15 protein-coding genes and 2 tRNA genes are annotated in these 19,223 nt (G+C 63.6%); 7 read left to right on the top strand and 10 right to left on the bottom strand.

Going from position 1 to position 19,223, the window contains the following annotated elements; genetic code table 11:
* Positions 1 to 3 precede the first annotated feature (3 nt).
* Positions 4 to 933: a ribokinase gene (gene rbsK, locus A9K65_RS24360; RefSeq protein WP_064995492.1), complete on the top strand. Its 930-nt coding sequence runs from the start codon at positions 4 to 6 to the stop codon at positions 931 to 933.
* Between the two features lie 145 nt (positions 934 to 1,078).
* Here the strand turns inward: rbsK and A9K65_RS24355 are convergent.
* A tRNA-Asp gene (locus A9K65_RS24355) sits at positions 1,079 to 1,155 on the bottom strand.
* Between the two features lie 216 nt (positions 1,156 to 1,371).
* On the opposite strand from A9K65_RS24355, the gene A9K65_RS24350 reads away from it, so the two are divergent.
* Positions 1,372 to 1,447, top strand: a tRNA-Val gene (locus tag A9K65_RS24350).
* Position 1,448: 1 nt separating this feature from the next.
* Here A9K65_RS24350 and A9K65_RS24345 read toward each other — a convergent pair.
* From A9K65_RS24345 to A9K65_RS24320, 6 genes are all read right to left on the bottom strand, one after another.
* The gene (locus A9K65_RS24345; protein ID WP_064995417.1) at positions 1,449 to 2,102 is read right to left on the bottom strand and encodes a GNAT family N-acetyltransferase; all 654 of its coding nucleotides are present in this window, start codon (positions 2,100 to 2,102) and stop codon (positions 1,449 to 1,451) included.
* Complete coding sequence (locus tag A9K65_RS24340) at positions 2,099 to 2,869, bottom strand: SDR family NAD(P)-dependent oxidoreductase (RefSeq protein ID WP_013532178.1); 771 nt, start codon at positions 2,867 to 2,869, stop codon at positions 2,099 to 2,101. Before A9K65_RS24340 ends, A9K65_RS24345 begins: the two co-directional genes overlap by 4 nt.
* Positions 2,870 to 2,882: 13 nt before the next feature.
* Positions 2,883 to 3,878, bottom strand: coding sequence for an ABC transporter permease (locus A9K65_RS24335; RefSeq protein WP_013532177.1), 996 nt, complete (start codon positions 3,876 to 3,878; stop codon positions 2,883 to 2,885).
* A gap of 145 nt (positions 3,879 to 4,023) precedes the next feature.
* Positions 4,024 to 5,064, bottom strand: a complete 1,041-nt coding sequence (locus A9K65_RS24330) for a sugar ABC transporter substrate-binding protein (RefSeq protein ID WP_027162389.1) — start codon at positions 5,062 to 5,064, stop codon at positions 4,024 to 4,026.
* A gap of 39 nt (positions 5,065 to 5,103) precedes the next feature.
* The gene (locus tag A9K65_RS24325) at positions 5,104 to 5,868 is read right to left on the bottom strand and encodes an ATP-binding cassette domain-containing protein (protein WP_063167797.1); all 765 of its coding nucleotides are present in this window, start codon (positions 5,866 to 5,868) and stop codon (positions 5,104 to 5,106) included.
* On the bottom strand, positions 5,865 to 7,031 hold the full coding sequence (locus A9K65_RS24320; protein WP_064995416.1) for an ROK family transcriptional regulator: 1,167 nt from the start codon (positions 7,029 to 7,031) through the stop codon (positions 5,865 to 5,867). Before A9K65_RS24320 ends, A9K65_RS24325 begins: the two co-directional genes overlap by 4 nt.
* Positions 7,032 to 7,255: 224 nt before the next feature.
* Between A9K65_RS24320 and A9K65_RS24315 the strand changes: the two genes are divergently transcribed.
* Complete coding sequence (locus A9K65_RS24315) at positions 7,256 to 8,434, top strand: M24 family metallopeptidase (protein WP_064995415.1); 1,179 nt, start codon at positions 7,256 to 7,258, stop codon at positions 8,432 to 8,434.
* Positions 8,421 to 9,650 carry an amidohydrolase gene (locus A9K65_RS24310; RefSeq protein WP_064995414.1) on the top strand — a complete coding sequence of 410 codons (1,230 nt, stop codon included), beginning with the start codon at positions 8,421 to 8,423 and terminating at the stop codon, positions 9,648 to 9,650. Before A9K65_RS24315 ends, A9K65_RS24310 begins: the two co-directional genes overlap by 14 nt.
* A gap of 49 nt (positions 9,651 to 9,699) precedes the next feature.
* Here A9K65_RS24310 and A9K65_RS24305 read toward each other — a convergent pair whose 3' ends face one another.
* Positions 9,700 to 11,004, bottom strand: coding sequence for a M23 family metallopeptidase (locus A9K65_RS24305; protein ID WP_063171953.1), 1,305 nt, complete (start codon positions 11,002 to 11,004; stop codon positions 9,700 to 9,702).
* A 150-nt stretch (positions 11,005 to 11,154) separates the two neighbouring features.
* A complete protein-coding gene (locus A9K65_RS24300; RefSeq protein ID WP_013532169.1) occupies positions 11,155 to 11,622 on the bottom strand; it encodes a peroxiredoxin in 468 nt (155 codons plus the stop codon).
* A 95-nt stretch (positions 11,623 to 11,717) separates the two neighbouring features.
* On the opposite strand from A9K65_RS24300, the gene A9K65_RS24295 reads away from it, so the two are divergent.
* Complete coding sequence (locus tag A9K65_RS24295) at positions 11,718 to 15,098, top strand: DUF3971 domain-containing protein (protein WP_064995413.1); 3,381 nt, start codon at positions 11,718 to 11,720, stop codon at positions 15,096 to 15,098.
* A 6-nt stretch (positions 15,099 to 15,104) separates the two neighbouring features.
* Here the strand turns inward: A9K65_RS24295 and tyrS are convergent, their stop codons facing one another.
* Positions 15,105 to 16,358: a tyrosine--tRNA ligase gene (gene tyrS, locus A9K65_RS24290; RefSeq protein ID WP_013532167.1), complete on the bottom strand. Its 1,254-nt coding sequence runs from the start codon at positions 16,356 to 16,358 to the stop codon at positions 15,105 to 15,107.
* A gap of 343 nt (positions 16,359 to 16,701) precedes the next feature.
* Here tyrS and A9K65_RS24285 point away from each other — a divergent pair, with 343 nt between their 5' ends.
* Together A9K65_RS24285 and A9K65_RS24280 are read left to right on the top strand one after the other, a co-directional pair.
* Entirely contained in the window at positions 16,702 to 18,345 is a 1,644-nt protein-coding gene (locus A9K65_RS24285; RefSeq protein WP_064995412.1) for a glycosyltransferase family 39 protein, read from the top strand.
* A 126-nt stretch (positions 18,346 to 18,471) separates the two neighbouring features.
* The gene (locus A9K65_RS24280) at positions 18,472 to 19,221 is read left to right on the top strand and encodes a phosphatase PAP2 family protein (RefSeq protein ID WP_245321889.1); all 750 of its coding nucleotides are present in this window, start codon (positions 18,472 to 18,474) and stop codon (positions 19,219 to 19,221) included.
* Positions 19,222 to 19,223 lie beyond the last annotated feature (2 nt).

Below are 19,223 nucleotides of genomic sequence, written 5' to 3'. Positions count from 1 at the left end.
GGCATGGCTTCGGGCAAGCCGGTCGTCATATTGGGTGTGTTCGTCGCCGACACCGCCTACAGGGCGCAGCGGCAGCCGCGCATGGGCGAAACGATCCTCGGCACATCTTTCACGCTGGGTCCCGGCGGCAAGGGCTCGAACCAGGCGGTGGCCGCCGGCAAGCTCGGCGCCGACGTCACCTTCCTCACCCGCCTCGGCGTCGATCCCTTCGCCGACATGGCCAGGCAGACCTGGGCGCAGGCGGGCGTCAAGGATGCCGTCATCGATACGCCGGAAAGCTACACCGGCGCGGCCTACATCTTCGTCGAGGAGACGACCGGCAACAACGCCATCATCGTCAGCCCCGGTGCTGCCATGCTGATCTCTCCAGCCGATATCGAAGCCAATGCCGCATTGATCAGCAATGCCGGTGTCTTTGTCACGCAGCTCGAACAGCCGATCGAAGCAGCCATGCGGGCGTTGGAGATCGCGCGTGGGGCAGGGGTGACGACGATCCTCAACCCAGCCCCTGCGGCAAAGCTTCCCGACCGCATCTACACGCTCTGCGACTACCTCACGCCCAACGAGACCGAGACGGAGGAACTGACCGGGATGAAGGTGTCCTCGGTCGACGAGGCGCGAGCCGCCGCCGACAGTCTGCTCAAAAAGGGGGTCGGCACAGTCATCGTCACGCTCGGCGACAAGGGCGCGCTTTTGCACTCGAAAGATCGCTCCGACCACGTTCCAGCCGTCAGCGCCGGCCCGGTGGTCGAAACCACGGGGGCAGGCGATGCTTTCAATGGCGGGCTTGCGGCAGCACTTTCGAGGGGCGTGGAACCGCTGCAGGCGGTGCGCTTCGCTTGCGCCGTCGCCGGAATCTCGGTGACCCGGCCAGGGACTGCGCCATCCATGCCGACGCTGCAGGAGGTCGAGGCGCTGCTGGCGAGAGGATGATCTTGCGCGGCAAGACGTCTGCACGGGCCGAACGGACCTGAGTGACCTCAGGTCTCTTGGACCTCAGGTCTCTTGCAAGACAACATTTTTGACAATCAATGTCGACATTTCTCCAAAGCCAAGGGCTTGATACCCTTGAGAGAAATGGCGCGAGTGACGGGGCTCGAACCCGCGACCTCCGGCGTGACAGGCCGGCACTCTAACCAACTGAGCTACACCCGCGCATGGCGAACACGTGTCAGCCGTGTTCGTCGTTGGGGCGCTGGATAAGGGGTTCGCCACCGGGTGTCAAGCGCACCAAACCATCATAACAGCAAACAGGAGAAGGTTTTTTGACAGCCGGCGTTTTGTTGGCAAAACCGGCATCCAACCAGGGCGTCCTGCGCTCATTTGGCCTTGCGAAGCGGACCCTGACCGCTTAAAGGTCCGGCCCGGAGCGGGCGATTAGCTCAGTTGGTAGAGCGCTTCGTTTACACCGAAGATGTCGGCGGTTCGAGCCCGTCATCGCCCACCATTCACACGATCTCCGGTGCGGTTGTCAGCCGTTTGGCGACATAGATGCTGTGGTCTGGCAATCCCGGCTCCCGCAACACTGCGAATCCGATGGCCCTGTAGAAGCGCAGCGCGTTGTGATTGTCCGGCATCACTTCGAGGCAAAGCCCGCGTGATCCGAGCGCGGCGAGCCTTTTCTCGAGAAAAGCCATCGCCCGCCGGCCGATGCCTTTTCCACGCGCTTGCGGCAACAGGTCGATATGACCGTGCGAAGGGTAGGCAGCCAGGGCCGGCGGAATGGTGAAGTCGCGATGATGGATCTGGTGGCGAGCCCAGTCGCTGCCGCTCCAGCGTGTGCGGTCGGGTCCGGGATCGGTCACCTGCGCGCGAAGGCGCGGATACCACCTTGCTGCCAGGCCTGCATTGAAAGCCTTTGTGTCTTTTGCACCCAGCAGATAGCCCGCGGCGCCCGTTGGCCCATCGACGATGAAAGCGAGGTCGGGCTCCAGCACCTGGTAGGGGATGGTGTAGATCTGGCCCAACAGATCCGGAGCGTCTTCGCGACCGGTTGCATCCTGGCCGGCATCACCGGTCTTGAGGCAGATCATGGCAAGTGCTGGATGGTCGGCCTCGGTCGCCTGGCGCAGGAAGAAGCCATCGCCGAAATCGATGATCATGGCGGAACGAGCCGGAAATCGCTGCCTTCGGGCAGCAACTGCCCACCATCGACGACGATGGTCGTGCCGGTGATGTAACTGGCATCGTCCGAGGCGAGGAACAGGAAGGCATTGGCGACGTCGCGCGGGCTGCCGAGGCGGCCAAGCGGGATGGAATCCTCCATGTTCTTGATGAACGCCTCGCCGCGATGCAGCTCGATCGCTTCGGTCAGGATGTTGCCGGGCTCGACGCCGTTGACGGTGATGCCGTAGCCGGAGAATTCCAGTGCCGCGGCGCGGATGAAGCCGTTGATGCCGGCCTTGCTGGCCGAATAGTGGCCATGGCCCGGGCTGGTGACATGCGGACCGGTGATGGAGGAGGTGTAGAGCATGCGGCCGAAGCGTTGCGCCTTCATCGGCACCAGGGCCGCGCGGCTGGCATTGAAGGTGCCGCGCAGATTGACCGCCATGACGCGGTCCCAGTCGTCGGCGCTGGTGTTCTCGATCAGCTGCCAGGGATAGATGCCGGCATTCTGCACGATGATGTCGAGACGGCCATGCTGCTTCAGCGCCAGCGCCACGGCGGCCTCGGCGTCGCTCATTTGCGAGATGTCGGTGCGGATGAAGGGGACGCCCAACTCGCCAGCGGTCGCTTGCCCGGCCTCGACTTCGGTGTCGGCGAGCACCAGCCGCGCTCCCTCTTCGGCAAAGCGGAGCGCAATGCCCTTGCCGATGCCGCGGGCGGCGCCGACGATGAGCGCCACCTTGTCTTTTAGCCGTCCTGTCATGCGAGCCGTCCTGTCATGCGAGTCTTTGGCGAATGGTTTGCTTGAAGGCGTCGAGCAGCACCGCGGCCAGCACCAGCAGGCCATGAATCACCTGGGTGAAATTGGCCGGCAGGCCCATCAAATTGATCGCCGTGTTGATGGCCGAGAGCAAAAGCACGCCGGCATAGACGCCGGGGAGGGTGCCGACGCCGCCTTTGAGGCTGACGCCGCCGATGACGACCGCGGCGAAGGCGTTGAACAGCAAGCCGACGCCGAGATTGGCGGTGGCGCCCGACGTGCGGATCGCCAGCAGCCAGCCAGCGAGGCCGGCGATGGCGCCGGCGAGCACGAAGGCGATGATGAGATTGCGGTTCACCCGGATGCCGGCGCGGAAGGTCGCCGTCTCGTTGCCGCCGATCATCACCAGATGCCGGCCGAACGGCGTCTTGGCCATGATCAGCGAAAAGACCACGAAACAGCCAACCGCGATCCAGGCGGTGAGCGGCAGGCCGACAAGGCGCTGGATGCCGAACCAGCGGATGGCTGGCGCCAGGTCCTGCGCCGAGCGGCCGCCCGACACGACCAACACGAGGCCGCGCACCCAGATGTAGGACGCCAGCGTGATGATGAAGGCGCTCATCTTCACCTTGACCACCAGATAGCCGTTGAAGGCGCCGATGAGACCCCCGACTGCCAGCGCCAGCAGCAGCGAAACCGGAACCATCAGCCACTCGGGATGCAGCTGCACGCCCATGCCGATGCCCGACGAGCAAAACAGGATGCCGACCGCCATGGCGCTGAGCGCTGCGACGGATTCGACCGACAGATCCATGTGACCGGCGATGATCACCAGCGCCAGGCCGATCGACATGACGCCGAGCACGCTCGAAGCCTCGATGATGTTGGCGAAGATACCGAGCTGAAAGTAGTTCGGGACGAAGATGGAGAAGACCACCAGCACGAACAGCAGCATGAACCAGACGAGGTTGTCGAGTACGAACTCCAGGGCTTTGCGTGTGCGCGGGTTCATGGGCTGATCCGGTTGGCGCCCCCGCGAAATCAACTCGATTCCGTCGGGTTCAGGCGCGGATTCAAATTCGCCACGGCATCCTTTCGGACGCGGCGTTGTGAAAAGGCAGGCTCCGGGCCGCTACGGCCCGGAGCGCTTCAGATGACTATTCGACCGACTTGACGGTGTCCGTCGGCGGCTTCTGGTTGCCCCAGAAGGCCGGATTATCGACGTTTTCCTTGGTGATGGCGGCACCGGGGATCTTGATGTTCGGACCCCAGGATTCCTTGGTCACGGTCGATTTCAGGCCGAGCACGTCGTATTCGCCGGGCTTGATTTCCTGCTTCTTGACGATCTTGTCCATGAACATGGCGACAGCCGCGGCCTGCGCGTAAAGCGGCTGCTCGATTTCGGCGTTGAGCCAGCCCTTGCGGATCAGGTCGAGGCCGACCGGAGCGCCGTTCGAGCTCATCAGCATGACGTCGCCCGGCTTCTTGCCGGCCGCCTCGAGCGAGGCGACGGCGGCGACCGATAGGTGCGCGGCATGGCTGAAGATCAGGTCGATGTCGGGGTTGGCCAGCATCTGGTCGGCAACGATTGTGCCGGCATTGCTGGCTTCCCATTGCATGGCCGGAAGCGAGATGATCTTGACGTCCGGAAATGCCTTCATCTTCTCCTCAAAACCCTTCTGGATGTCGAGCGTGTAGGGATCGCCGGGGTCGCCGAGCACCTGCAGAACCTTGCCCTTCACCGAGCCGTTCTTGGCTTTCAGCAGCTTCTCGGCCTGATCCGCGGCGACGTAGCCGATCTCGACCGTTCCGGCGACAGAGGTGAAGTCGGACGGGGTCGAGGTGATCTGGCGGTCGAACTCGACCACCGGGATGCCGGCGGCGCGCGCGGCTTCGATGGACGGTTTCAGCGCATTGAAGTCGACTGCAGCCAGGATGATGGCCGCCGGCTTCAGCGCGATGACATCGTTCATCTGCGATTGCTGGGCGTCGGTCTTGTTGTCGGCGTTCAGCGTCTTCATCTCATAGCCGGTCTGCTTCAGGAACAGTTCCAGCGCGCTCACCGAGCCGGTCTGGAACTCGTCCAGCAGGGTCGGCACCATATAGTAGACGATACCCTTGGACTGGGCGAATGCCGGCGTGAGCGTGGCAAAGGCCAGTGCAAGGATACCGAAGACAGCAAGAAGTATTCGCTTCATGTCGTTCGCTCCTCTTAAGCCGGACCCCTCTTTTGTCCCTCAGCCTGTCGGTCCGGCGCCGGCAAGCGTCTCACCGGTGATCATGTTGATCACCGCGTCGGGACTTGTTTTATTGCGTGCGACATCGCCGGCCACGACGCCCTGGCGGATCACCACGATCCGGTCGGCGACCTGAAAAGCCTGCTGCATGATATGGGTGATGATGACGACGCCGATGCCCTGGTTGGCCACCTGGCGGATCATGTCGAGACCGCGCCGCGTCTGTTCGACACCGAGGGCGGCGAATGGTTCGTCGAGCAGCACCAGCTTGCCGCCCCAGTGCACGAAGCGGTTGAGTTCGATGGCTTGCCGCTGGCCGCCCGAAAGGTGCTCGACATTGGCGCGCAGCGAGGGAATGCGGGTGCCGGCATTGGCCAGCGCCTTTCCGACGACGGCTTCCATGGCGCGCTCGTCGAGCACGGGAATGCCGAGAAACTTGCGGGTGATCTCGCGGCCCATGAAGAAATTGGCGACCACGTCGACATTGGTGCACAGCGAGAGATCCTGGTAGACGGTCTCGATGCCGGCCGCCTTGGCCTCGGCCGGTGATTTGGCGAGGAATTCCTTGCCCTCGAACAGCATGCGGCCCGATGTCGGCTCCAGTCCGCCTGATATGATCTTCACCAGTGTCGATTTGCCGGCGCCGTTGTCGCCCAGCAGCGCCACGACCTCGCCCTTGTCGATCGAGAAGCTGATCCCCTTGAGCGCTTCGATCGCGCCATAGTTCTTGGTGACGTTGTCGAGCACCAGCAGGGGTTCACTCATGCCGCAATCTCCCTGCCTTTGAGAAGGTCGCGCTCGCGTTCGCGTTCGGCCGCGAACATCTGCCCGAAGCGAGGTGACAGAACCCCGGAAACCGCCAGGGCGGCGGCGCCGCGCAGCACGGAATGCTGTCCGCCGCGTGCGACCACGACCCTGGGCGTCGTGCGGTCCTTGCGGGCCGAGACGGAGTTGTGCAGGCCTGCGGCCGAACCAGCCAGCATTTCGAGCAGGTCGGTGGATGCCAGCCCGCCGAGGATGACCGTCTCCGGGTCGAACAGGTTCTCGATGACGGCGACGGCGTTGTGAAAGATCGATGCGACTTCGGCCACCCAGTCGGCCTCGCTGCCGTTCCAGCGCCGGAGCGCCTCGAGCGACAAATATCTTTCGAGGCAGCCGCTGTTGCCGCAAGGGCAGGCTTCGCCGCCGGGAATGACGGGAATGTGTCCGATCTCGCCGGCATTTCCCCAGGCGCCGCGCAAGGCGCTGCCGTCATGAACCATGACGCCGCCAAGGCCGACGCCGAAATAGAGATAGTAGTATTCGGAAAACTGGGCGCCGAGGCCATAGAGGCGCTCGCCCATGGCGGCCGCGGCCATATCGGTTTCAAAGAAGGCCGGCAATCCGGTGGAGGCCGCCAGCCGTTCGCGCAGCGCCACATCATTCCAGCCGGTCATGGTGGTCGGCCCCACGAAACTCATGGACTCCACGTCGAAGGGGCCGGGCAGGGCCATGCCGACGCCCAGCACCCGTCCGCCAGCCCGCAGTCTGGTCAATTCCACCACCATCGCCCCGATCAACTCGAAGGCGTGGTCCGGCGTCGCGTTCGGCGCTTCGCGGTAGATGCTCTCGATCACGTCGCCGCTCAGATTGATCAACGCGGCGCTGATACCAAGCGGGGTGATGTGGATGCCGACGGCATAGCCGCCCTCGGGGTTGATCCGGAGCGTCGCCGGCGGCAGGCCGCGCCCCTTCGGCTCTTCGCGCAGCGACAGGATGTAGTCCTGATCTTCCAGTTCGCGAACGATGGTCGATACGGTCTGGACGGTGAGGCCGACGCGCCGGGCGATCTCGCCGCGCGCGATCGGCCCGTGCAGGCGGATGGACTCAAGCACGATGCGCCGGTTGTACGGCCGCCCGAACTCCTGATTGGTCCCCCGCAGTGCCATGCCTTGCGCCCCTTAGGAGAGGGTAGCTTCGCATTGCTTATTTATTCAGTCAAATGGAATTCAAAAATAAATTCATGGCGAGGTTTTCCAAGGGGAGGCCCATGGAGGGCGTATTCGGTTCAGGACCTGCCCACGCGTCGTCCTGGCCGATTGCCGCCATCGTGAAACCTCTTCAATGGTGAACGAAACCCGCGACCATTGATCTGACAAAGCATGGAGCAAAGATGATCGAATTGCCGTTTGCCCGCGACGAGTACCAACAGCGGCTTCGCAAGATCCGCACCGAGATGGCGAAGCGCGGTCTTGAGCTCCTTGTCGTCAACGACGTTGCCAACCAGCATTACATCACCGGCTATGACGGCTGGTCGTTCTACACGCCGCAAATGGTGCTGGTTCCAATCGAGGAGGTCGAGCCGGTCTGGATCGGGCGCGCCATGGATGCGGCCGGCGGTCTTCTGACAGCCTGGATGAAACCGGAAAACGTGGTCGGCTTTCCGGAAGACCATGTCCAGCGAGGCGATCGCCATCCCATGGACTGGATTGCGAACTGGATTGTCGCCAGGGGCTGGGGGAGCCGCCATATCGGCATCGAACTCGAAGCCTATTATTTCTCCCCCAAGGCGCACGCCCGGCTTGTCGCCGGACTTCCCAATGCAAAATGGCACGATGCCGACCTGCTGGTGAACTGGATCCGCGCGGTCAAATCGGCGCCCGAGATCGCCTATTTGCGCAAGGCATCGACGCTCGCCGAAGCTGCCGTCACGCGAGCCTTCGAGGTGATCGCGCCGGGCGTTCGCGAATGCGACGCCATCGCCGCCATCCAGGCGGCGCAGATCGCGGGCAGCCCGGACTTTGCCGGCGACATCACAGCACTTCCGCCGACAATCCTCGGTGGCGAGAATGCCTCGGCGCCGCACATCATGTGGAGCGACAGGCGGTTCGGAGAAAACGAGACGATTGCGCTGGAACTTGCCGGCGTTTGCCGCCGCTATGCCGCCGGCCTCGCCAGGACCATGCAGCTTGGCAAGACGCCGACAAATGTCTCGGATACCGCCAAAGCGGTGATCGAGGGCATGGACGCGGTGCTCAACGCGGTCAGGCCGGGAACGACTGCCGAAGCGGTCGAAGCTGCCTGGCGCAAGGTCATCCAGCGTTATGGACTGAAGAAGGAATCGCGCATCGGCTACTCCATCGGCGTCGCCTATCCGCCGGATTGGGGCGAACACACGATCAGCCTCAGGCCGGGCGACAAGACGGTGCTTGAACCGGGCAACGTCGTTCATTCCATCCTTGGCATGTGGATGGACGGCTGGGGCATCGAGGTCAGCGAGACCATCCTGGTCACCGAAACCGGCCACGAGACCCTGACGAAGTTCCCGCGAGAGATCCATGTCAAATCCTGAGGGTTCGGCCACGGCGGGTGGTGTTGTGAAAACCGTGACGACCGATATCGACGCCGGAATTCTCGACCGGATGATCGAGGTCCGTCGCCATCTGCACCGCAATCCCGAGCTTTCGAACCAGGAGGCCGGCACGCAGCGTTACCTCAGGCAGATGCTGGTGGATCAGGGAATCGTCGACATTCGCGACGTCGCCGGCTTTGGCCTTGCCGTCGATATTGTCGGCGCCGGCAGGCCGTCAAATCGAAAGATCGCCATTCGCGCCGACATCGATGCCTTGCCGATCGAGGAGGAGTCCGGTGTCGATTATGCATCGACGAATCCAGGTGTGATGCATGCCTGCGGTCACGACGCCCATGCATCGATGGCTTTCGCGGTGGCCGCGCATCTTCACCAGTCGCGGGACAGTTTTGGCGGTACCGTTCGCCTGATCTTCCAGCCGGCGGAGGAGGACGAACCGTCGGGCGGCAAGCGGGTGGTGGAAGAGGGGCTTCTCGACGACATCGACGCCGCCATCTGCGTCCACGTCGATCCGTACACACCGACCGGCAAGATCGCCGTCGGCTCCGGTCCCTACACTCTGGCCTGTGACACGTTCGATGTGGCCGTCATCGGCTCGGCGGCACACGCGGCAAAACCGCATGAAGGTGTCGATGCGTTGGCCGTGGCTTGCTCCCTGGTGAGCGAATTGCAGAAGATCGTTTCGCGCGAGACCGATCCGTACGATCCGCTGGTGATTTCCGTCACGGCCATCAATGGCGGCAACGCATATAATGTCACCGCCGGCAGGGTCACGTTGAAAGGCACCATCCGCAGCGGCAGCGATGCAACCCGCGAGCGGGCCTGGCACCGCGTTCGTACAATAGCCGCGGGTATGGCGACGAGCCACGGCGCGCGTGTCGAGGTCGACATCCACAAGGGCGAACCCGGCGTCGTCAACGATGTCGAGATGACAGAGCTGATTGCCGCCAGCGCCAAGGCCTGCATCGGTGCCGACAACGTCCTCAACACGCCCGGATGGACGATCGCGGACGACTTTGGCTACTACAGCGAGAAACGTCCTTCGGTCTATTTTCGGCTGGGAATCCGGAACGAGGAGATCGGATCGGTCTTTCCGCTCCATCACGCCCGGTTTCGTGTCGACGAGGCCGCGTTGAAGGTCGGCGCGACCACCTTGGTTGCGGCAGCGACGGCGTTTCTGTCGACGGGAGCGCCTTAGTCAGCCATCATGATGGTCATCGGCGCATGGGGCAGGAGCCTGGGATCGCTTACAGATACTGGGCGACCTTCTTGCCGACCGTGAGGAAGCGCAAGGGATCGATCGCTTCGCCATTGTGGCGGACTTCGTAGTGCAGATGCGGGCCGGTCGAGCGGCCGCTGCTACCGGTCTTGCCGATGACGGCGCCGGCGTCCAGTTTCTCGCCGACGGTCACGTCGATCTCGCTGAGATGCCCGTAACGTGTCGCAAAACCATTGCCGTGGTCGACTTCAACCATGCGGCCATAGCCGCCGTTCCAGCCGGCTTTGGTGACGGTGCCAGGCGCCGTGACTTTTGCGGCCATGCCGATCGGCGCCCTGAAATCCATGCCGGAATGCAGGGCGGCGGTGCCAAGGAGAGGGTCGGTGCGCACGCCGAACGGGCTGGTGACGGAGTGACCCGGAGCCGGATTGGTCAGCGGCAGCTGGCGCGCTTCTTTCTTGAGATGGTCGAGCGCGTCCAGCGCTTCGTCCAGCTCCTTGACCTTGCTGTCGAACATCATCGAACTGTCGAGCGGGATCAGCGGTCCGCCGACGTCGCTGTCGCCCTTGCCGAAGTCGCTGTCGACGGGCAGTCCGGCCGCCTCGAGCGCCTGGGTGATGGCATCGGCGCTCTTATAGGCATTGTCGGCAAGCGTGCTGATGCGGGTCAGTTGATCGCTCTCGATGGATTTCAACGACTGGTTGATCGAGACGAAGAGCTTGTCGGCACGATCGGCGGCTGAATCATTGGGCAGCGGATCGGAGCGGGTTGACCACAGCGAGAACGGCCTTGTGTCGCCGGCGCCGAGATCGGCGCTCAGGCTGGCGACCGCATAATTCCGCGCGGGCTCCTTGATGCTGCCGGTCGCTTCGGCGCGTTTGTCCGGCTTCGCAGCCGCTGCCGGATCTTCGGCCGGCGCTGCGCCGACTTCGCTCTCGGCGCGTTCGAGCAGCGGACCAAGGCGGCCATGACGCTGGCTCAACTGGCTCTGGCGTTCAAGCAGTTCGCTGACCTTGGTTTCCATCAGCTGCTGGTCGAGCAACTGGCGGCTGGTGATGCGGTCGACCTGGGCGCGAAGCGCCGAAATGCGATCTTCATAGGCTTGCTGCATGCGCGCCTGACGCGCCGTTGTGGCGCCGATCAAATCGTCGCGCAGCACGAGATAGGAGGTGGCCATGAGGTAGCCGACGGCAATGGCGGCCAGCGCCGAGCCGATAAAGGCCGCCAGCCACGGTCGGATCGTAAAATGCCTGATCTCGTTGCCCCGGGCGATGATGACCGTATGGGGCTCCTTACGCTTGCCGAAGACTGCGGACTGACCGGTTGCGTTCACGGGACCAAGCTTTCGTTTACGACACCACGACAGCTTGATTACACATTATTAGGGTTAACAAAGGCTTGCAGCGATAGCTTGCTCACAGCGATTGCCCGCCAGGCGTGCGTAAGGTTGCAAGGGAACCTGGGCCAGCCTCGCCGGCAAACCTCAAAGCGCTCTAACGGCCTCGAGCACCTCTTCGGCATGGCCCTTGACGCGGACCTTGCGCCAGATCCTGGCGATCCGCCGGTCGCGGCCGATCAGGAACGTCGCGCGCTCGACGCCCATATACTTGCGGCCATACATCGATTTCTCGACCCACAGATGGTAGGCCTCGATTACCTTGCGTTCCTCGTCGGCGGCGAGGTCGATGGTGAGATTGTATTTCGACTTGAACTTATCGTGCTTCTTGACGGGGTCGGGCGACAGGCCGATCACCACGGCGCCGGCCTTCTCGAACTCCGGCTTCAACTGCGAGAAGCTGATCGCCTCCTGCGTGCAGCTTGTTGTGTCGTCCTGCGGATAGAAATAGAGCACGATGGGCTTGCCGGACGATGCGGCAAGGCTGACCGATCCGCCGCCGTCCCGCGGCAGGTCAAATTGCGGCGCGAGATCGCCTACGTCGAGGTCAGCCATACCGATGCCCTTGTTTGAGGTTACGCGCGAAGCCACACCGATATAGTGTCGGACGGGGATTCGTCCACGATCGAGTTCGTACAACGGAAAATTGCGTGGATCAGGAGCGACCGCAGCACGAGAAGATCCGGTTCAGGCGTGATGAGATCACCGACCTGGGGACCTTTCCGTCCGCCTGCCGTGTGCCGCCGCTTGGTCAGGCGTCGATCGGACGCGGTTTTCGCATCCTGTCGCGACTGTTCGCCGGTCTGGTCGCTTTCGTGCTGCTGGCCGCCGTGCTCGTTTATCTGGTTGGCGCCTCCGGCATCGGAGCCGACCGGCTTCGCGCCGAGGCGGAAACGGCGCTTGAGAAACTGGCGGGCGTCGATGTCAATGTCGCGGTCGGGCCTGCCCGCATCACGCTCGACGGTTCGAGTTTCATCGCGCTTCAGGTCAGCGACGTCAGCTTGAAGACATCAGACGGCAAGCCGATGGCCGATGCCGGCCGCGTGCGCTTCGGCGTGCGTCTGTTCCCGCTGCTGTGGGGAGATGTGCGGCTGACCAGCGCCAGGATCTCGGATGCCCGCATCGTCGTGGCGGCGATGCCGTCAGGCGGCGACTGGACCGCCGGCCTGCGCAATGCGGACGGCCTCATCGATCCGGAGAAGCTGTCCGCCGCGGTGTTCGGAAACATCAACCACGCACTCGATGCCGTGCGGGAGGATTCGCTGCGTCGCATCGATCTTCGCAATGTCGAATTCGTGCTGCCCGAAACCGGAGCGATCAAGCTCGTCAAGATCACCGACGCCACCGTCGTGCAGTCGGGACCGGGCGGCATGCAGTTTTCCTCGAAGGCGGACATCGACGGCAGGACGCTTACGGTTGCCGCTACCGCCACCCGTGATATCGCGGCGCACCGGGTCACGGCGCTGGATGCGAGCGTCGATCTGGCCGACACCGGCGACGCGGCGGCCGCTGCCGGCAAGTTGGGACCCGTCGCGTTGAAGCTGACGGGATCGGAAGGGTTCGGCGTGAACGCATCGCGGCTGACGGCCGCTTTGTCATCGACGGGCTCTGTCCTCGATCTCGGCACGCGAGGATTGCTGGCGGCGGACGTCGATATCAATGCGACGCTGGTTGCTGGCAGCAACAAGGTCCAGGTCGACAGATTGCTGCTGAAGACCGGCCGCTCGACATTCGATTTCGCCGGTTCGATCGGGCCGAAGCCGGCAAGCGGAGCGGTGGGTGAAGAGCCCTCCTATCGCTACGACCTGACCAGCGACGGATCGTCGCTTGCGCCTTCGGAGTCGCCCGAGCCGGCGCTCACCTTCCTCGCCCGGATCGCCGGTGTCTACAACACGGTGAGCCACAAACTGGTCGCAGAGCAGATCGCGCTTCGGTCCGCCGGCTCCGGCGAGGTGCTTGGCACCGCCGCCGTGGCGTTCGTCGACGGCAAAGTGCCGGGGATCAATCTGGCGTTCAACATCCACGACATGCAGGTCTCTCACGTCAAGCAGCTATGGCCGTGGTTTTCGGCGCGCAATGCCCGGCTCTGGGTGCTGGCCAATCTGTTCGGCGGCCGTGTCGTCGACGCCAACCTTCAGTTCCAGGTGGTGCCGGGCCGGCTCGGCAACGGCGTGCCGCTTTCGGCCGATGAGGTGTTCGGCCGCTTCCAGATCGAGGGATCGCGATTCGACACCGCCGGCCGGATCCCGCCGATACGCGACGCGGTCGGCGTCGTCGGTTTCCACGGCAACGATGTCGATATCTCGCTGTCCTCGGGCACCGTCTACATGCCCAGCGGCCGCACCGTGGCGGCCAGCAACGGCACGCTGACGGTCAAGGCGGCGAACCGCCCGCCGGTCGTCGGCGCGCTCGACATCGATGTCGACGGCGACGCATCCGCCGTTGCCGAACTCGCATCCTACGAGCCGATCAACGCCATGCGCCATGTCGGCATTCTGCCGGAGGACCTGTCGGGCAGCGTCACCGGTCACGTCAAGGCGGATATTCCGCTGCAGTCCGGCGTCGACTCCTCGAAGCTCGATTGGCTGGTGTCGCTCGACTACACCGGCATGTCCCTGGCCAAGCCCTTCGAAGGACAGGTCGTGACAGATGCCGACGGTTCGATCACGGTCGACCCCGAGAAGGCGGTGATCGCCGCCAAGGCGTTGCTGAACGGCATTCCGGCCGAACTCGATCTGATCGAGCCGCTCAGGGATGAGGGGCCGGCGCGCAGCCGCAAGGTGGCCCTGGTGCTCGACGACAAGATCCGCGCCGCCGCCATGCCCGGCCTGAAGCCGCTGCTTGCCGGAACTGTGAAGGTGGCGATCGACAAGAACGGCAGCGGCGACCAGAACGTCTCGGCCGACCTGACCAACGCCAGGCTGGACATTCCCTGGGCGGGCTGGAGCAAGGGGGCGGGGGTGCCCGCCAACGTCACCTTCGTCATGACCAAGTCCGGCGACACCACGACGCTGTCCGATTTCAATCTCGACGGAAAGACGTTCTCCGTCGACGGCAGCATCGTGCTGGTCAATGGCGCCTTGTCGTCGGCGCGGTTCAGCAAGGTCACCTTGAACAGAGGCGACGACGTTGCTGTGTCGGTGAAGCGGTCCGGCAAGGGCTATGCGGTCGACATATCGGGCAATGCGCTCGATGCCCGCTCGCTCATCAAGCAGTTCACCTCCGACGTCGACACGGCTACCAAAACCACCGGTTCCGACGCCATTTCCGTCAGCGCCGATGTCGACCGGCTGACCGGTTTCCACGACGAGCAATTGTCCAATCTGAAGCTCGACTACAGCGCGGCCGGCTCGCGGGTGAACGGGCTGAAGGTCAGCGCCACGGCCAGTTCAGGTGCGGCCATATCGATCAGCAACACGACCGGCGCCGGCCGGCGCACGCTCAACATGCAGTCCGCGGACGCCGGCGCCATCCTGAGATTCCTCAACATCTACGAACATATGGAAGGCGGCGTGATCACGCTCGCACTGGCCGGGCCGAGCGACGGATCGCTCAAGGGCAAGGTCGACACCAGCAATTTTTTCGTCGTCAACGAGCCGAAACTCGCCTCCATCGTCTCGACCACGCCGGCCGGCGACAACCGCAGCCTCAACCAGGCGGTCAAGGGCAAGCTGGACACGTCGCGGGTGAAGTTCGAACGCGGCTACGCCGAGATCGACAAGGGCAGCGGCTATCTGAAACTGGCCAATGGCGTGCTGCGCGGACCGCGCATCGGCACGACGTTCCAGGGCACGCTCTACGACCAGAACAACAACATGGACATGACCGGCACGTTCATGCCGGTCTATGGCCTCAATCGCATCTTCGGCGAATTGCCCATCGTTGGCGCGCTGCTCGGCAATGGCCGCGACCGTGGCCTGATCGGCGTCACCTACCGGCTCAAGGGCAACGCCAACAAGCCGCTGCTGGACATCAATCCGCTGTCGGTGATCGCGCCCGGAATATTCAGGTCGATCTTCGAATATAGGTGAGCGAGTTCAGGCCGGTCGCACCAGAATGTGTTTTTTCTTTCCCAAGGAAAGCTTTACGACGTTTTCCGGACTCAAATCCTGAGGGGTCACCAGCCGGCGCTCGTCGCTCACCGGCTCGTCGTTCAGGCGCACGGCGCCGCCCTGCACATGCCGCCGCGCTTCGCCGTTCGACGCCGCCAGTCCGGCGGTGACCAGCAGCGACAGGATGCCGACGCCGGTTTCGAGCGCTGTCTTGTCGACCTCGACGGTCGGCAGCGACTCCGCGAGCGCGCCTTCCTCGAACGTCTTGCGCGCCGTATCGCTGGCTTGCTCGGCGGCCGCGCGGCCGTGCAGCAGGGCGGTGATCTCGGTGGCGAGGATCTTCTTGGCCTCATTGATCTCGGATCCGCCGAGCCGCTCGAGCCGCGCCACCTCGTCCAGCGGCAGCGTCGTGTAGAGCTTCAGGAAGCGGGCGACGTCGGCATCCTCGGTGTTGCGCCAGTACTGCCAGAATTCGTAGGGGCTCAGCATCTCCGCGTCGAGCCAGACCGCGCCCGACGCCGACTTGCCCATCTTGGCGCCCGACGAGGTGGTGAGCAGCGGCGTGGTCAGTGCATAGAGCTGCGCGTCCTCCATGCGGCGGCCGAGATCGATGCCGTTGATGATGTTGCCCCACTGGTCGGAGCCGCCCATCTGCAGGCGGCAGCCGAGACGCTTGTAGAGCTCGACGAAATCATAGGCCTGCAGGATCATGTAGTTGAATTCGAGGAACGACAGCGACTGCTCGCGATCGAGCCGCAGCTTGACGGAATCGAAGGCCAGCATGCGGTTGACCGAAAAGTGACGACCGACATCGCGCAGGAAATTGACGTAGTTGATCTCCATCAGCCAATCGGCGTTGTTGACCATGATGGCGTCGTTGGGACCGCTGCCGAATTTGAGGTAGGGCATGAAGTTGCGGCGGATACCGGCAAGATTGTCTTCGATGTCCTGCGGGGTCAAAAGCTTGCGCGCCTCATCCTTGAACGACGGGTCGCCGATCATCGAGGTGCCGCCGCCCATCAGCGCGATCGGCCGGTGACCGGTCTGCTGCAGCCAGTGCAGCATCATGATCTGGATCAGCGAGCCGGCGTGCAGGCTCTTGGCGGTCGCGTCGAAGCCGATATAGGCTGTCACCGTCTCCTTGGCGAAGATATTGTCGAGACCGGCATCATCCGAAGTCTGGTGGATGAAACCGCGCTCGCTCATCGTGCGCAGGAAATCCGATTTGAAGGCAGGCATTTTTTCTATTCCCGAAAGCGTCCGGCCGCTGTGGCTCAGGCGTGCATGAACGCGGGCGTTTAGCATCCAAGCGCGATCAGCAAAAGTGGTTTCCGGTTTTGCGACTGATCGCGCCAGACAAAGGTCCAGCGATCAGCAAAAGTGGTTTCCGGTTTTGCGACTGATCGCGCCAGACAAAGGTCCAGCGATCAGCAAAAGTGCTTTCCGGTTTTGCAGCCCGCGTGGAGGGCGTTTGCGAATCCTTGCTTCGTCGTTTGGGCTGGCGTATTGAGGCGCCGCGCAGGGCAGGGCCTGAGGCGCCGCGACGGGGCCATCCCGCAGATCAGATCCGGAAAGCTCCGCGATGAACAGGAACTATCTTTTTCTCTTTCTGTTCAGCATGCTGATGACGTTCAGCGGACTGGCGAGCCTTCCACCCATCGACCGCGACGAATCCCGTTTTGTCCAGGCCACCAAGCAGATGGTCGAAACCTCCGACTATGTCGACATCCGTTTTCAGGATGCCTCGCGCTACAAGAAGCCGATCGGCATCTACTGGCTGCAATCGGCGGCCGTGGCGCTGAGCGGCGAGGGGGCGGCGGCGCCGATCTGGGTCTACCGCCTCGTCTCCATGCTTGGCATTGCCTTGGCCGTCGTCGGCATCGCCTGGACGGGCACCAAGCTGTTCGGGGCCAATGCCGGTCTCGCCGCCGGCCTGATGATGGCGGCGATCTTCGCCACCGCCTTCGAGGGCCGTGACGCCAAGACCGACGCCATGCTGCTGGCCTGCTGCGTGGCGGCGCAAGGCGCGCTCGCCCAGATCTATCTGGCAGCGCGCCGCAACGAACCGGTAGCCGCCCATCTGCCGTGGATTTTCTGGGCCGCTCAAGGCCTTGGAATTCTTATCAAGGGGCCGGTGGCTCCGCTGTTGTCGTTGCTCACGGTCGCCGCCCTGTTTGCCTTCGAGCGCGACTGGCGCTGGCTCCTGAAGCTGAAGCTGGTGCGCGGTGTCGCTCTGGTGGCGCTCATCGTGTTGCCCTGGGTCGCCCTCATCACCTGGAAGAGCGGCGGCGCCTTTCTCAACGATGCCGTCGGCAAGGACATGATGGCCAAGGTGGCCTCGGGCGAGGAATCGCACGGCCTGCCGCCCGGTTTCTACATGCTGACCTATTCCTTGTTCATGTGGCCGTTCGGCCTGATCGCGGTCGGCGCCGGGCTGCAGGCCCTCAACCGTCTGCGCGACGATCCCCGGCTGCGTTTCTGCCTCGCCTGGTACATTCCGTTCTGGCTGGTGTTCGAGCTGATCCCGACCAAGCTGCCGCACTATGTCCTGCCGGCCTATCCCGGCATGGCGCTGCTGATCGGCTGGCTGCTGACATTGTCGCCGCAGGAGGCGAATGCGCCGCTCAGGCGCTGGCAGGACTGGTTGTGGTGGTCGACCGCATTCGGTCTTGCCGTGGTCAGCCTTGGCCTGGCGGCGGTCTGCGTCGGAGCGCCGATCTATCTCACCGGCTCCTTTTCCTGGTGGAGCATCCCGGCCGCCGCGGCGGCGCTGGCGGCAGGGTATTTCGCTTTTTCGCGACAGCTGCAAGTGCCGCTCTCCCGCATCGGCGCCATCGCGGTCTGCGCCGGCATCACCTATGGATTGTTGTTCGGCGTCATCGCGCCTTCGCTGAAACCGATCTGGCTGAGCCCGGCGATCGAGGCGGCAGTCCAGGCCAACAGGCCTTGCGACACCACGGTGCTCGCCTCAGCGGAATATCACGAGCCGAGCCTGGTGTTCCTGGTCGGCACCAAGACGGTCCTGACCGATGTCGATGGCGTCGCCAAGCATCTGCTCGGCGATCCGGCCTGCGCGCTGGCGCTGGCACAAATCGGCGACGAGCAGAAGCTGAATGGCCTGTTGGAGGCGCAAGGCAAGTCGGCGAGCCGCGTTGCCGAGGTCGACGGCCTCAACTATTCGTCGGGAGACAAACTGTCGCTCGGCCTCTATCGTGTAAGCCAGTGACGGCTCGCCGATGCCCATGACGGCAACAATGGGGTCGAATTTCCTATGCTAGTGAAATCACGCCCGCCCGTTTCGAGCCTGCTCCTTGGCATAGGGCGCCGGTCGCTCGACAACTTTCGCGATACGATGCAGATCGCCAAAAGCCGCCTTGCCACCCGGCCGGCCAGATACCCGAATATTTTGTGGTCGGTCTGGGTGCTGGTCTGGGTCTTGCTGACCGCGGCGGCATTTGTTCGTCTCGACACTCCGGCCGGAATGCTTCACGGCAAGTGGTCGGCGGGATTTGCCCGGACTGCCGACTTTTTCACCCAGTTCGGCCTGGGAGGCTGGTATATCATTCCCTCAGTGCTTCTGCTTGTCGCCGCGAACCTGACGGATTGGCGAAGCCTGTCGCGGCGCTCGCTGATGCTGCTCTACAACTGGACCTGCCTGGCTTTTCTGGTGCTGTGCGCCACCGGCCTGTCGGGGATCGCCGTCAATGTGCTGAAATATGCCATTGGCCGGGCTCGCCCGCTCTATTACGAGGACTTTGGCGTGCTGACCCTGCACCCCTTCGCTTTCGATGCGCGCTTCGCCGGCTTTCCGTCCGGCCATGGTACGACAATGGGCGCGGTTTTCGGGGTCGCTTTGCTGTTGTTTCCGCGGCGATGGTACATCGCCCTGGCGATCACCGCCTGCATCGCCTCGACCCGTATCTTCGTTGGCGCGCACTATCCCAGCGACACCGTCGCCGGCTTCGGCCTTGGCTGCGGTTTCGCGCTTGCCTGCGGGCTGGTCTTTGCCCGGCTCGGCTTCATCTTCCGGCCGACGCCGTCGGGACTGCCGGTCCGCAAGAGAACGTTTCGGCTGATCGGACCGACAAGGAAGACTGCCTGAGC

Origin of the sequence: Mesorhizobium sp. WSM1497 (genome assembly GCF_001672455.2) — a bacterium.
GTDB lineage: Bacteria > Pseudomonadota > Alphaproteobacteria > Rhizobiales > Rhizobiaceae > Mesorhizobium > Mesorhizobium ciceri.
Note: the sequence above shows the minus strand (reverse complement) of the source record. Positions and strands in the feature narration are given on the sequence as shown.

What these genes read in the sequence shown, in the direction of transcription:
- A9K65_RS24310 (WP_064995414.1), top strand. Translation starts at nt 8,421, where the DNA reads ATGTCAAATCCTGAGGGTTCGGCCACGGCGGGTGGTGTTGTGAAAACC.
- A9K65_RS24285 (WP_064995412.1), top strand. Translation starts at nt 16,702, where the DNA reads ATGAACAGGAACTATCTTTTTCTCTTTCTGTTCAGCATGCTGATGACG.
- rbsK (WP_064995492.1), top strand. Translation starts at nt 4, where the DNA reads ATGGCTTCGGGCAAGCCGGTCGTCATATTGGGTGTGTTCGTCGCCGAC.
- A9K65_RS24340 (WP_013532178.1), bottom strand. Translation starts at nt 2,869, where the DNA reads ATGACAGGACGGCTAAAAGACAAGGTGGCGCTCATCGTCGGCGCCGCC.
- A9K65_RS24335 (WP_013532177.1), bottom strand. Translation starts at nt 3,878, where the DNA reads ATGAACCCGCGCACACGCAAAGCCCTGGAGTTCGTACTCGACAACCTC.
- A9K65_RS24300 (WP_013532169.1), bottom strand. Translation starts at nt 11,622, where the DNA reads ATGGCTGACCTCGACGTAGGCGATCTCGCGCCGCAATTTGACCTGCCG.
- A9K65_RS24330 (WP_027162389.1), bottom strand. Translation starts at nt 5,064, where the DNA reads ATGAAGCGAATACTTCTTGCTGTCTTCGGTATCCTTGCACTGGCCTTT.
- A9K65_RS24345 (WP_064995417.1), bottom strand. Translation starts at nt 2,102, where the DNA reads ATGATCATCGATTTCGGCGATGGCTTCTTCCTGCGCCAGGCGACCGAG.
- A9K65_RS24315 (WP_064995415.1), top strand. Translation starts at nt 7,256, where the DNA reads ATGATCGAATTGCCGTTTGCCCGCGACGAGTACCAACAGCGGCTTCGC.
- A9K65_RS24325 (WP_063167797.1), bottom strand. Translation starts at nt 5,868, where the DNA reads ATGAGTGAACCCCTGCTGGTGCTCGACAACGTCACCAAGAACTATGGC.
- A9K65_RS24320 (WP_064995416.1), bottom strand. Translation starts at nt 7,031, where the DNA reads ATGGCACTGCGGGGGACCAATCAGGAGTTCGGGCGGCCGTACAACCGG.
- A9K65_RS24280 (WP_245321889.1), top strand. Translation starts at nt 18,472, where the DNA reads ATGCAGATCGCCAAAAGCCGCCTTGCCACCCGGCCGGCCAGATACCCG.
- tyrS (WP_013532167.1), bottom strand. Translation starts at nt 16,358, where the DNA reads ATGCCTGCCTTCAAATCGGATTTCCTGCGCACGATGAGCGAGCGCGGT.